Source organism: Sphingomonas sp. BL2 (genome assembly GCF_056680015.1).
In genome coordinates this window covers 2000001-2013001 of the sequence record NZ_CM155261.1, presented here as the reverse complement: position 1 = coordinate 2013001, position 13001 = coordinate 2000001, and the positions used below count along the sequence as shown (strand labels likewise).

General features: G+C 60.8%; 8 protein-coding genes, 1 tRNA gene and 2 rRNA genes (1 of these 11 only partly in view). 5 read left to right on the top strand and 6 right to left on the bottom strand.

From position 1 onward, the window contains the following. Positions 1 to 89 precede the first annotated feature (89 nt). Positions 90 to 950 (top strand): sterol desaturase family protein, encoded by an 861-nt coding sequence (locus AC1ME3_RS09335; RefSeq protein WP_480955735.1) that lies wholly within the window; start codon positions 90 to 92, stop codon positions 948 to 950. 94 nt (positions 951 to 1044) lie between these two features. Continuing rightward, positions 1045 to 1947, top strand: a complete 903-nt coding sequence (locus AC1ME3_RS09330; RefSeq protein WP_480955802.1) for a Vgb family protein — start codon at positions 1045 to 1047, stop codon at positions 1945 to 1947. A gap of 39 nt (positions 1948 to 1986) precedes the next feature. On the opposite strand, the gene AC1ME3_RS09325 is transcribed toward AC1ME3_RS09330, so the two are convergent. The 3 genes from AC1ME3_RS09325 to AC1ME3_RS09315 form a co-directional block, all read right to left on the bottom strand. After that, a complete protein-coding gene (locus AC1ME3_RS09325) occupies positions 1987 to 2913 on the bottom strand; it encodes an MBL fold metallo-hydrolase (RefSeq protein ID WP_480955734.1) in 927 nt (308 codons plus the stop codon). 95 nt (positions 2914 to 3008) lie between these two features. Beyond that, positions 3009 to 3344, bottom strand: a complete 336-nt coding sequence (locus AC1ME3_RS09320) for a UrcA family protein (protein WP_480955733.1) — start codon at positions 3342 to 3344, stop codon at positions 3009 to 3011. A gap of 104 nt (positions 3345 to 3448) precedes the next feature. Then, a complete protein-coding gene (locus AC1ME3_RS09315; protein ID WP_480955732.1) occupies positions 3449 to 3811 on the bottom strand; it encodes a hypothetical protein in 363 nt (120 codons plus the stop codon). Between the two features lie 257 nt (positions 3812 to 4068). Between AC1ME3_RS09315 and AC1ME3_RS09310 the strand changes: the two genes are divergently transcribed. The 3 genes from AC1ME3_RS09310 (at position 4069) to AC1ME3_RS09300 (ending at position 9760) form a co-directional block, all read left to right on the top strand. After that, positions 4069 to 6516 carry a TonB-dependent receptor gene (locus tag AC1ME3_RS09310; RefSeq protein WP_480955731.1) on the top strand — a complete coding sequence of 816 codons (2448 nt, stop codon included), beginning with the start codon at positions 4069 to 4071 and terminating at the stop codon, positions 6514 to 6516. Positions 6517 to 6713: 197 nt separating this feature from the next. Then, positions 6714 to 7025, top strand: a complete 312-nt coding sequence (locus AC1ME3_RS09305) for a 2Fe-2S iron-sulfur cluster-binding protein (protein ID WP_480955730.1) — start codon at positions 6714 to 6716, stop codon at positions 7023 to 7025. 734 nt (positions 7026 to 7759) lie between these two features. After that, positions 7760 to 9760, top strand: a complete 2001-nt coding sequence (locus tag AC1ME3_RS09300) for a recombinase family protein (RefSeq protein ID WP_480955801.1) — start codon at positions 7760 to 7762, stop codon at positions 9758 to 9760. Here the strand turns inward: AC1ME3_RS09300 and AC1ME3_RS09295 are convergent. From AC1ME3_RS09295 to AC1ME3_RS09285, 3 genes are all read right to left on the bottom strand, one after another. Then, positions 9717 to 9793 (bottom strand) — tRNA-Met (locus AC1ME3_RS09295). The genes AC1ME3_RS09300 and AC1ME3_RS09295 overlap by 44 nt on opposite strands. 87 nt (positions 9794 to 9880) lie before the next feature. Next, a 5S ribosomal RNA gene (gene rrf / locus AC1ME3_RS09290) occupies positions 9881 to 9995 on the bottom strand. A 223-nt stretch (positions 9996 to 10218) separates the two neighbouring features. After that, positions 10219 to 13001: ribosomal RNA gene (locus AC1ME3_RS09285) — 23S ribosomal RNA — on the bottom strand (it continues 13 nt past the right edge of the window).

Sequence of the window (13001 nt, the reverse complement as noted above, 5' to 3'; positions counted from 1 at the left end):
ACGCAAGCCGTCCCATCCTATCGTCGCGACGCACGGCGGTCGCATTCACCGCCGACCCAATCAGGTGCGATCCTATGCAGGAAGTGGCGATGCAGAAACTGCTTCTGAGTTACGTGCAGCCGGTGATGGTCGCGGCCGTCCTGCTGTTCTGGGCGTTCGGCCCAGCGGACTGGATCGCCAACCCCTGGTCGATCGTGGTCGCGACGCTGACGACGACCGCACTGATCCAGGCGCTCGAATGGGTCAACGAGCGGCATTCGAGCTGGCGCCTGACGAGGCGCGAGTTCTTCACGGACGTCTTCTACGTCGTGCTCAGCTACACGGTGATCGCCTGGGCGACGAAGACCTTCGCGGACGAGCCGATGATGGCTGCCAAACGCGCGTTCGGCATCGCGACGCCGTGGGCGATGCACCTGCCGTTCGTGGTGCAGGTCGCACTGGTCGTCGTGCTGATCGAGTTCGGCCAATATTGGCTGCACCGCCTGATGCACAACCAGTCGTTCTTCTGGTCGACGCATGCGCCGCATCATCATCTGACGCAGCTCAACGCGATGAAGGGCGCGGTCGGCAATCCGATCGAGCTGTTCCTGATCAGCCTCAGCGTGATCGCGTTGCTCGATCTTCCGCAGGCCGCGATCTTCTGTACGTTCAACATCCTCGCGGTGGTCTCGACCTTCGCGCACGCCAACACGCGGTTCGACCCACCACGCTGGTACGCGTTCGCGTTCACCACGATCCAGAATCACAGCCTTCACCATTCGGTGACCTACGAGGACACGCGCTGCAATTACGGCAATTCGCTGATCCTGCTCGATCGCATCTTCGGCACGTACCGCAGCGGCGAAGCCGAACTGGTGGGCCAGGACGAGCGCCGACGGCTGACGATCCCGGAACAGTTCCTGTTTCCGGCACGCCCGCTGATCGACAGGATCAAGACGCGGCAGCCTTAGCCCGACACAGAAGCGGCAGCGTGATCGGCATTATCGAACGAATAAGGGGCGACACGGATTGAAAAAGACAGTGGCAACGACATGGGCCGCCGCGATGTTCGGCATCGGCACGGCATTCACGCCCGCATCAGCCGCCGAACCGCGCGAGCAGGTCATCGCCGTGCCCGGCTTCGCGGACTTTCTCGCGGTCGACGGCAAGACGGTATGGGCCACCAACAGCGGCCGCGTCGAGCGCTGGTCGCGTAAGGGCAAGCGCGCCGAAGTGCCGATGGCCCATCCGTGCGGCGCGATGACGATTGCGTTCAAGTCGCTCTGGGTCGCCGACTGCAAGGACTTCACGCTGTCCCGTATCGACCTGAAGACCGCGAAGATCACCGCCGTCATCGCAACCGGGATCGCCAATCCAAAAGGCGAACTCAACGTCGTCGCCGGCGCGGGCTCGATCTGGGTGGCGAGCGACGCCAAGGGTGTGATCGCGCGCGTCGATCCCGCCACCAACGCCGTTATCGCATCGATCCCGACCAACCCCGACAGCTATTACCTGACCTTCGGCATGGGATCGCTCTGGGCGGTCAGCGGCACGCAGCAAAGCCTGCAGAAGATCGACCCCGCCACCAATAGCGTCGTCGCAACGACACCGTTGGGGCGCGAGCCCGGCTTCCTGGCGGCAGGCGAAGGGTCGATATGGGTCCAGGAACAGGGGGACGGCACCGTCGCCCGGATCGATCCGGTGACCGCTGCGGTGACGGGCCGCGTCAAGGTGGACGAGACGCTGAAATACGGCGACATCGACACCGGCGGGGGCAAGGTGTGGCTGCGCACCACCGCGGGGCAGACGTTCGTGGTGATCGATCCCACGTCGCTCGCGATCACCGCGCGGATGGGCGCACCTGCCGGTAGCGGCGCGCTCCGCTGTACGCGCGCTGGCGTGTGGACGACGGCTCACGACGCGCACACGATGTCGTGGTGGCGCAAACCCGAAACGATCGGGAACTGAGCCCGCGCCCGGCCGCGTGTTACGATGCGGGTCCCGTATTCAGGCGGGCTTGGGTGCGACCGGATAGACGATGAAATCGGGGTGGCGATCAATCTCTGACGGTGACTTCGCCTCGGCGGTAACCTTCTCCAATTCCTCGATCGCCGACGGTGGCAGCGCGAGCCCGTGCTCGGACGGATGCGCGGCCGCCTCCATCGGGTAATCCTGCCCGGGCGTGGTCGTCATCTCGATATGCGCGCCCAGCAGCGCACGGACCAGATGGGTCTTGGCAAAGCCCGCCAGCCGAACCGCGCTCGCACGAAACACATCGAACCGATCGCGTGGCACATAGAGCCTGCCGCGATACAGCATGTCGCCCGAGAAGATCAGCCGGGTACGCGCGTCATAGATCATGATGTGCGCAGGCTCGTGTCCCGGGGTCGGCACGATATCGAGCACGCGATGCCCGAGGTCGAAACGGCCGGTCGTGTTCGGCCAATCGCGGATGCCGAAAAAGGCAGCAACCTGCTGGGGCTGGAGCCCGACCAGTTGGGTATCCGGCCGATCGCGAAACTCGTCGTCGCCGCCATGATGATCGCCATGCCCATGCGAATGCGCGACGACCAGTCGGATCGGGCGATTGCGGTGACGCCTCCGCCATTCGGCGATCACACGGTCGACCGTCGGGCGGATCTTCAGCCCACCCGCGCCGCTGTCGATCAGCAGCGCGCGATCGGTGCCGAACAGCAGATAGAGGAAAGGTGCCTCGAAATTGGTTTTCACCGACTGGCGAATGACGAAACTATCGTCATCGATCCGCTGCATCTGAGTCTCGGGCTCGGTCGAAGTCGTACCATCGATCCAGCGTGCGAAACGCGGTCCTACGCTGTTCGACGTCGCCCCAACCGACAGCGCCGCAATGACGACAGGCGCGATCACCCGCAGGACTGAGTTGCGGGTGCCACGCACGAGGATAGCTTGCTTCATGCCCGAACCGTAAGCGCCGGGCTCGTGGCAGCCATACGCTATTTAACGGAGCGACAACCGGGGCACAGATACCCCGGCGCGCGCCGTTTAATCGGTCAGCGCGACGCCAACTGCGTCCCACGCGAGACATCCCGCGACGCAGTTGCCGTTGCGATGCGGCTCCGCATATCGGCAATCACGTCCGCGCGGCAGCCACGCGCCTGTGCGCCGAGCGCCAGATGGATCGAGCTCAGTCCCTCGCCACAGACCGTGTTCGCAACGTTGTCCATCCGGATCGCGAGACGCTGTTGTCCGTCGACGCTCGCGAGGTCGATCCCGCTGAGGTTCAGGACGGCGCTGTCGGCCGAGAAGGGATTTCCGCCGGGTGCGGCAATGGCAGGCGTCGCCATCACGAGTGCGGCACATGCCGCCAGGCCAATCTTCATCATCATCTCCTGCGTTCGCGGGCCCATCGCTCTCCGGCGATCAGGTGACAATAATGTAGGGCCGACCGGGTGCGATCACAAGCGCGCGACGAAGGACCGGCTTGCCGGCGTCAGCGCGCGCTCACGATGAGCGAGGCGATTTGGGTGCGAGCGCCAAGCGAACCCGGCGGCAGCATGGCCGTTTCAACCCTCTGCGTCCCCGCGTCGGGATCGACGAAGGCCACGCGCAGCGCATAATTGCGGGCGATCGGCCACGCGCGCGCGATATCCAGCGGCACCGTCGCCTGCCATGCACGGTCGCCCTCGACCGAAAGGTCATGCTCCCCGATCCTGACGACCATGGTCGCTAGCGCCCGATATCCTGACAGCCGCAGGCAGCTGTTCTCGCCGCAGGATACCAGTCGAGCCCGCGTCTGCCGCTCCGCGTGCGCCGGCGCGATCATGGTCAGCGCGCAAACCAGGCTGAGCGCCATGCGTATCGCGCGCGAGGTGGCGTGACGAACCATGGCAACCAGATATCGCGCCGCGTCTCCGCCGGGCATGCGCCGTTTGACGTAGGTCGTTGCAGCTCGCCGGTCCCGATGCGCGACCGGCTTACGTCAAACGCCCCATGTTGGTCCGCCGATAATATCCACACTCTGCTCATAAGCGATTGGCCCCGAGCGAGGCGCCGACGCCGACAGGAAGAACATGGAGAGGCGATAGCGTTTTACGTACCAAGGGGGCTTCAATGGCAGGACGATTCTCGCGCACCGGTTTATTGTGCGCGACGGCGCTGGTTAGCGTGACCGCAGCACCCGCGATGGCACAGGAACAGCAAAACGCCCCTGCAACGCCTGCCTCGGAAGCAACCGTCGACTCCGGCTCAAATGAGATCATCGTAACCGGCAGCCGCCGTCGAACCACGCTGCAGGACGCGCCAATCAACATCAGTGCGGTGTCCGCGGAGGCGATCCAATCGCTGCGGCTCGACGATGTTCGTTCGCTTGCCTCCTTCGTCCCCGGCGTCACCGTCGCGGATACCGGACCGGCGTCGACCGGCGGCATCATCCTGCGCGGTATCGCGTCCGGCGATACCAGCGTGCTCGGCGCTAACAGCGGCAATTCGGTCGGCGTCTATCTCGGCGAAGTCCCGCTCTATCTCGATTTCAAGCTGATCGACGTCAACCGAGTTGAGGTCCTGCAAGGGCCGCAGGGTACGCTCTATGGCCTCGGCACCCTGGCCGGCGCCGTACGCTACATTCCGAATCGCCCGGAAACCGACCGCTTCTCGATCGACGTCCATGGCCGCGGCTATGCGCAGTCACATTCGGACGAGTTCGGCGGAGTCGGCGACGTCGCGGTCAACCTGCCGATCGTCCGGGACCACATCGCATTCCGCACGTCGACCGGCTATTACGACAATGCTGGCTTCATGGATTACAACTACCTGCTGCAGCAGCCGGGCGTATCGAACCCGCAGCCGGGCCGCGCGACGGCCACCTCGACCGGCTCGCTCGGCACCACAGCCGATTACGCCGCGAATTTCAAGCGCAAGGAGGATGTGAACTACGAGCACACCTTCACCACGCGCAACCAGCTGCTGCTCGAGTACAACCCCAACATCAAGGCGTACCTGACCTACGCGCACCAGACGACCAAGACCGGCGGGCGCCAAGCGAATGGCGCCGGCGTGTTGGGGACCGGCAACTATGAGGCACCGTTCCGGTACCTCGAGCCAGTCGATCGCAGTGCCGACCTGTTCTCCGCCGAGTTCAACATCAACCTGGGCAGCATCGCCCAGCTCGTCAGCACCACCGCCTACACCAAGCAGCACATCAGCAGTGTCGACGACAACACCGATCTGCTGCTCGATCTCGACTACGGCTACGAGGCGTTCCCCGCATTCTCGTCCTATGCCAACAACGAACGGAAGTATAAGCAGCTCAACCAGGAGGTGCGCCTCGTCTCCACGCATGGCGGACCGCTGAGCTGGGTGATCGGCGGCTTCTACAACCGTCTGAAATATGCGAGCGACCGGCACGAATTTACACCGGGCTTCTCGGACTTTGCCGGCGCCGGGCGGCCCGACGACCTGGAATATGTCTCGAAGCTCAACAGCAAGAACGTCGAAAAGGCGGTCTATGGCGAGGCGTCGCTTCACCTGACCGACGCGTGGCAGGTGACGGGGGGCATCCGCTACTTCAAGTACGACGCCACGATCGTCGGCGGGTCGGCGCTACCGCTGATCGGCGTGGGCATCGGCGCGTTCCCGTCCACGACGATCAACGCGAACCGGTTCAAGCCCGGCTCGACCGGCAAGGACGGCATCGTCTGGAAGGCCAACACCTCGTACAAGTTCAGCGACAATTTGCTCGCCTATGCCACCTATTCGACGGGCTACCGCGTCGGCGGCGTCAACCAGGTCATTGCCTGCACACCCGAGGATCTGGCGAGGGCCGCCGCGGGTGGGCAGGTGCTGTGCGCGCTACCCAACGAGGTGGGCTACGGTCCCGATCGCACGCGCAACGCAGAACTGGGCGTCCGCGCCAGCCTGTTCGACAAGCGACTGTTGCTGACCCTCGACGGCTATCACGTCAAATGGTCGGGCGTGCAGGTGCCCAGCCAGACGCTTAACGGCGCAATCGGAATCACCGTCAACGGCGCCGAGGCGGTGTCGCAGGGGTTCGATTTCCAGGGCACGGTCAAGATCACGCCTAACCTCGCGCTGACGGGCACCTATTCCTACGTCGATGCGCATCTGACTCAGGGTGTCGTCGGGCTGGTGGCCAGCCAAGGCGTTCGCGACGACGCGCTTTCCGGCGACCGGCTTCCGGGGTCAGCTAAGAACTCGGGCAGCGCGCAACTCCTCTACAGCTATCCGCTCGGCGACGGCAGGAAAATCGAGGCGAACTGGGCAACGATCTACCGCGGCGAGATCTATTCGCGCGTAGGCCTGCGCGGCAATGGCGAGGCAATCCCAGGCTATGTGACGCACAGCGCCTCGCTGACCTACGTCACCAAGCCATTCGAAGTGGGACTGTTCGCCGACAACATCTTCGACAAATACGCGGTGACGGCGATCAGCAACGACATATCGTCCTACAACCAGGTCCGCAGCGACGTGGTCGAACGCTATTATTCCCGCGGTGTCCTGACGCCCCGCCGGGTCGGCGTGGAGTTCAGGTTCCACTATTGATCACCACCGAGGCACGCCCCGTTTCGTGTGTCCTAGGGTTCGATCCAGCGACCGTTTGCGCATCGTCCGATAAGCGCGCGGTCGCTGAACTCCCTCGATTGGGCCACGAACGCTTGCCACGAACGTTTTTTTGACAACCGTATCTATCCCGCTGGTTCCCGGCTCGCGGTGCAGTACGCTTACCCTTGGAATAAGACATGGCCGATCTGATTGTAACGACGCGTGAAGGACAGACCCGAACGTTGGCAGCCACCGCCGGACTATCCGTAATGGAAATTATTCGCGAGGGCGGCGTTGACGAACTGCTTGCGCTCTGCGGCGGCAGTTTGTCGTGTGGCACCTGTCACATCATCGTCGATCCGGCACAGATAGGGCAATTGCCCCAGGTAACTGATGATGAAGAAGCTCTTCTGGAAGAGCTAGATGGCCGCACAGCAACCTCCCGATTGTCTTGCCAGATACCCTTCCGCGAAACACTGAACGGACTTCGTGTGAAAATCCCAATCTGAAGGTAGGTGTATAGTACCGGCATCGTGTGAATCGGATCGACGCTGAACCTACCCGTCTCTGACGTCTAGTTTTTTGGAGATGTATTGGTAAGACGTGAGGCCACTGGACGTCTTGGTCAACGGGCAGAATATGTTGCCATGAAACCTTGAAGTGCACCCTCAACTGCTGGTGGGTCTCGTAACGCAGCATTTGGCGGTCACCCCCTTACTGGTGCGGTTCATCCGCTCCACCTGAGCGTTGGTGGTCCACGAGGGGTTCGGCCTAGTGCTCGATGTCATGCGCCTCGCAGATCATGTCGAAGCGCATCTATTGTCGGAGAGAATCTTGCGGATCCGGTACGGACCGCTTCAGACAGGTATTCAAGGATATCTGAACGCACCGTTCACCTGTCAGCCTTGCTGACGAGCCTTATTCCAGAATTAGAGACTGTAGGCGTTCGATCCTAATACGTAGCGTGAATGGGGTTCCACTTTGGTGGCCCGCCGCCGACCAGTCCGCCCACCACCAGCGACAGGAGTATGAATTCACTGCTCCGCAGCATAGATGAGCCTCTACTCATCTGACATCGCAACTCGAAGCGCCCGCTCCGCAACCTACTAGAAATTAGCCGACTCGCTCTCTCCCTGATCATGTGAACGAACGGCAGTTTATCGAAGGTACCGTCCCGAAAGCAGACGGGCCGCTATCCACCAGTTTTGCCGAATTGCAGACGGTCTGCATTTACTAGACTAATATGAGCAGCGGCAGAAGGCCAATGCCAGCTTCGCGATGCCGCTGGCAACCATGTGGGAAGGTCGGAGTCACGCTGATGCCGCGCTTCCCAAGTGGCTTGGATGCCGTCGCAGCCGCCCTCCCCGCTCCACGATCTCGCGCTGGACCTCGGGCGTCTGCTGGCGCGCGACCTGGCGCGGCAGCAGAGATCCCAGAAGAATCAGGTCGCCCCGAAAACGAGGCGACCATCATGACGACCTTCGTTGCGAATGCAGGAAGCACGAATGGAGGAAAGATGAAGCGGTGTGCGATATACGCGCGGTACTCGACGGACAAACAGGACGTGCAGTCGATCGAGACGCAGCTGATGATGTGCCAGCGCGAGGTCATGCGCGAAGGCTGGCAGGAGGTGCTCTGCTTCACAGACGCAGCCGAGTCGGCGGCTACGATGCATCGCCCCGGCATGAAGGCGCTGCTGGCGGCCGTTGCCGCAGGCGGCGTCGACATCGTCTACGCCGACGCGATGGACCGGCTGTCGCGCAGTCAGGCCGACATCGCGACATTGTTCGACCGTCTCCGGTTTCGCGGCATCCTCCTGGCGACGCGCAAGGAAGGCGTAGTGACGCCGCTGCACATCGGCATGATCGGTACGATCAACGCCGAGCAGCTGGGCGCCACCAGCGACAAGACGCGCGATGCACTGGTCCGTCGTCACGCGATGGGGAAGAATCCCGGTGGCTCGGCGTACGGGTATGAGAAGCGCATAGAGCACGACGGCAATGGCGAACGCATTCGCGGCCTGCAGCAGATCGTGCCCACCCAGGCCGCGGTGGTGGTCCGGATCTTCGAGGACTATGCGGCCGGCCTGTCGCCCATCGCCATCACGCGGCGCCTCAATGCCGACGGCGTACCATCACCGCGTAGCGGCAAAGCCAACAGACATCCGCTCGGCAAGGCCGCGGCCTGGACGCCGAACACGCTGACCGGCAATGCCGCACGCGGCACCGGCATCCTCAACAACCCGCTGTATGTCGGCCGACGGCCATACGGCAAGCAGACGTATCGCAAGAACCCGGAAACGGGAAAACGCCATGCCTTCGTCAATCCGGAGGACAAGCGATCCGATGACGTCGCGTCCCCGGCGCTCGGCATCGTGCCCATCGAGTTGTGGGACAAAGTCAAATTCCGCCAAGCTACGCTGTCGCGCGGGCCGAAACCGCGTACCGAGATGGCTGGCCTGCCCTTCTTCGCGCAGCAGCGCCCGCGGTATCTGCTGACCGGCAAGATGACCTGCGGCAGCTGCGGCGCGAGCTATGCCAAATCGGGCAAGACCCGGTTCGGCTGCCAGGGCGCCGCCAAGAAGGGCCCCACCTGGTGCGACAACCGGCTGACGATCCGCCAGGACGAACTCGACGCGCGCGTGCTGGCGGGTCTGTCGAGCGAGATGCTGCGTGACGACGTCGTTGCAGCGTTCCTCAGCGAATATGAGGCAGAGACCCGGCGCCTGACGGCGGAAACGGTCAGCGCCCGCCCCGAGCGGGAAGCCGAACTGGTCAATCTCGATCACCAGCTCTCGCGCGCCAAGGCGGCTATCCTCAAAGGCGTGGATGCGACGGTGTTCGTGGGCGAGATGAAGATCTGGACCGAGCGGCGCAAGGTCCTGCTCGCCGAACTGGAACTTGCCGAACACGAGACCACAGAGACGGTTTCCCCGGAGCCCGGGCGGCTTACCCCGGACCTGAGCCGGGTGTACCGTGAGAAGGTCGAACAGCTCACCGCAGCGTTTGAGGACGACGCGCTGAAGGCGCAGGCGTTCGAACGGTTACGCGCGCTTATCGAGGCGGTGGTGCTGACGCCGGAAGACGGCAATCTCGCCATCGACCTGCACGGCGAGCTTGCGTCGATGCTGTCGCTATGTGCCGGAGCGGAAACGCAAAAAGCCTCCGCGGGAGTGACCGAGGAGGTGTTGCAAATCAAGATGGTTGCGGGGACAGGATTTGAACCTGTGACCTTCAGGTTATGAGCCTGACGAGCTACCGGGCTGCTCCACCCCGCGACGGTTCCTGTTTAGGAACGTTGGGTAGAAGTCATTGTGAATGGGTTTTTGATATGGTGCGTTTTTGCATGTCGCACGGGCTTCAATGCCTGGCGACGACCTACTCTTCCATCGCTTGAGCGATAGTACCATTGGCGCAGTCGGGTTTCACGGCCGAGTTCGGAATGGGATCGGGTGGGACACCGACGCTATAGCCACCAGGCAATGGAGCCGGTGCGACATGCGTGTGCGTCATATCTGGGTCCCTCAGGGTTTCGCATTGCTGCGAAGCCTGAGGGTTTAAAATCGATACCGTGCAAGGTTAGTGATATTTGTGACCAATCCCTCGACGGCGAGGGGATTGGCAATCTGGCGTCGTCTTAATCATCCGCACTATCGAATGGCTAACTGGGCGAACCCAGTGTTGTCATTGATGGTGTGAGACTCTCAAGCGCGAATAGAGCAATTAGTATCGGTTAGCTCCATGCGTTACCGCACTTCTACATCCGATCTATCAACGTCGTGGTCTCCGACGGCTCTATGAAATCTTATCTCGAGGGAGGCTTCCCGCTTAGATGCTTTCAGCGGTTATCCCGTCCATACATAGCTACCCAGCTGCGCTCCTGGCGGAACGACTGGTACACCAGAGGTATGTTCAACCCGGTCCTCTCGTACTAGGGTCAACTCCTCTCAAATTTCGACGCCCACGGCAGATAGGGACCAAACTGTCTCGCGACGTTCTGAACCCAGCTCACGTACCACTTTAATTGGCGAACAGCCAAACCCTTGGGACCTGCTCCAGCCCCAGGATGTGATGAGCCGACATCGAGGTGCCAAACAACCCCGTCGATATGAGCTCTTGGGGGTTATCAGCCTGTTATCCCCGGCGTACCTTTTATCCGTTGAGCGATGGCCCTTCCACGAGGGACCACCGGATCACTATGACCGACTTTCGTCTCTGCTCGACTTGTCAGTCTCGCAGTCAGGCGGGCTTATGCCATTGCACTCTAACAGACGGTTTCCGACCGTCCTGAGCCCACCATTGCGCGCCTCCGTTACTCTTTAGGAGGCGACCGCCCCAGTCAAACTACCCGCCACAGAGGGTCCCTGTTCCGGCTTACGGAACGAGGTTAGACATCAGAAACAAACAGGGTGGTATTTCACCTATGGCTCCACACCAGCTGGCGCCGATGCTTCAAAGCCTCCCACCTATGCTACACAGTTTCTTCCTAATGCCACTCTGAAGCTGCAGTAAAGGTGCACGGGGTCTTTCCGTCTAACCGCGGGTACTCCGCATCTTCACGGAGAATTCAATTTCGCTGAGCATGTCCTGGAGACAGTGGGGAAGTCGTTACGCCATTCGTGCAGGTCGGAACTTACCCGACAAGGAATTTCGCTACCTTAGGACCGTTATAGTTACGGCCGCCGTTTACCTGGGCTTCATTTCAGAGCTTGCACCCCTCCACTTAACCTTCAGGCACCGGGCAGGCGTCAGGCCCTATACGTCGTCTTGAAGCCGACTTAGCAGAGCCCTGTGTTTTTGCTAAACAGTCGCTACCCCCTGGCCTGTGCCCCCTCAAAGTGCTTGCGCATAGTGAGGGCCTCCTTCTTCCGAAGGTACGGAGGCAATTTGCCGAGTTCCTTCAGGACACTTCTCTCAAGCGCCTTGGTATACTCTACCTGACCACCTGTGTCGGTTTCGGGTACGGTCTATACGGTGGGGCTATTTCCTGGAACCATTTCGAAGCCATCCCAATCCGATAAGGGATGACAACACACATGATCCGTCACACACCACCAGGCCCACGAATATTAACGTGGTTCCCATCGACTACCCCCTTCGGGCTCGTCTTAGGGGCCGGCTCACCCTGCGCGGATTAGCCTTGCGCAGGAACCCTTGGTCTTTCGGCGAGAGGGCATCTCACCCTCTTTATCGCTACTCATGTCTGCATTCGCACTTCCGATACCTCCACGACCCATTACCAGATCGCTTCACAGGCTTACGGAACGCTCCGCTACCGCGTACCACATAAGTGGCACACCCTAAGCTTCGGCACGTATCTTGAGCCCCGTTACATCTTCGCCGCAGGACCTCTTGTTTAGACCAGTGAGCTGTTACGCTTTCTTTAAAGGATGGCTGCTTCTAAGCCAACCTCCTGGTTGTTTTGGAAGTCCCACATGCTTTCCCACTTAGATACGATTTGGGGGCCTTAGCTGTAGGTCAGGGCTGTTTCCCTTTTGACGACGGACCTTAGCACCCGCCGTCTGTCTCCCGCATATCACTCTTAGGTATTCGGAGTTTGGTTAGGTTTGGTAGATCTCGCGACCCCCTAGCCCATCCAGTGCTCTACCCCCTAAGGTGTTCGTGCGAGGCACTACCTCAATAGTTTTCGCGGAGAACCAGCTATTTCCCGGCTTGATTGGCCTTTCACCCCTAAACACAACTCATCCGGTAACTTTTCAACGTTAATCGGTTCGGACCTCCAGTGCATGTTACTGCACCTTCATCCTGGTCATGCCTAGATCGCCGGGTTTCGGGTCTAATACATCAAACTCTGGCGCCCTATTCAGACTCGCTTTCGCTGCGCCTACACCTATCGGCTTAAGCTTGCTTGATACATTAAGTCACAGACCCATTATGCAAGAGGTACGCTGTCAGGCCATAAAAGCCCTCCAACTGCTTGTAGGCAATCCGTTTCAGGTACTGTTTCACTCCCCTCATCGGGGTGCTTTTCACCTTTCCCTCACGGTACTAGTTCGCTATCGGTCACATACGAGTATTTAGGCTTGGAGGGTGGTCCCCCCATGTTCAGACAGAATTTCACGTGTTCCGCCCTACTCGAGTCCTGAATTCTCACTTTCGCATACGGGGCTGTCACCCGCTATGGCCGAACTTTCCAGATCGTTCTGCTAGTTGAAATTCAGGCACTGGCCTGGTCCGCGTTCGCTCGCCACTACTAACGGAATCTCGGTTGATGTCTTTTCCTCCAGCTACTGAGATGTTTCAGTTCGCCGGGTTCGCTTCACGAAGCCTATGTATTCAGCTAAGTGATACCTAACCTAATTAACTCGACCTGTGCGTTACCGCGCAGGTAGAATTAATCGGGATAGGTGGGTTTCCCCATTCGGAAATCGTCGGGTCAAAGCTTGCTCACAGCTCACCGACGCTTATCGCAGCGTGCCACGTCCTTCATCGCCTGTATGTGCCAAGGCATCCACGAATTGCCCT

Excerpts from the sequence above, each read along its gene's own strand:
- AC1ME3_RS09320 (WP_480955733.1), bottom strand. The coding sequence starts at position 3,344 with ATGATGATGAAGATTGGCCTGGCGGCATGTGCCGCACTCGTGATGGCG.
- AC1ME3_RS09300 (WP_480955801.1), top strand. The coding sequence starts at position 7,760 with ATGAGCAGCGGCAGAAGGCCAATGCCAGCTTCGCGATGCCGCTGGCAA.
- AC1ME3_RS09305 (WP_480955730.1), top strand. The coding sequence starts at position 6,714 with ATGGCCGATCTGATTGTAACGACGCGTGAAGGACAGACCCGAACGTTG.
- AC1ME3_RS09325 (WP_480955734.1), bottom strand. The coding sequence starts at position 2,913 with ATGAAGCAAGCTATCCTCGTGCGTGGCACCCGCAACTCAGTCCTGCGG.
- AC1ME3_RS09335 (WP_480955735.1), top strand. The coding sequence starts at position 90 with ATGCAGAAACTGCTTCTGAGTTACGTGCAGCCGGTGATGGTCGCGGCC.
- AC1ME3_RS09315 (WP_480955732.1), bottom strand. The coding sequence starts at position 3,811 with ATGGCGCTCAGCCTGGTTTGCGCGCTGACCATGATCGCGCCGGCGCAC.
- AC1ME3_RS09330 (WP_480955802.1), top strand. The coding sequence starts at position 1,045 with ATGTTCGGCATCGGCACGGCATTCACGCCCGCATCAGCCGCCGAACCG.
- AC1ME3_RS09310 (WP_480955731.1), top strand. The coding sequence starts at position 4,069 with ATGGCAGGACGATTCTCGCGCACCGGTTTATTGTGCGCGACGGCGCTG.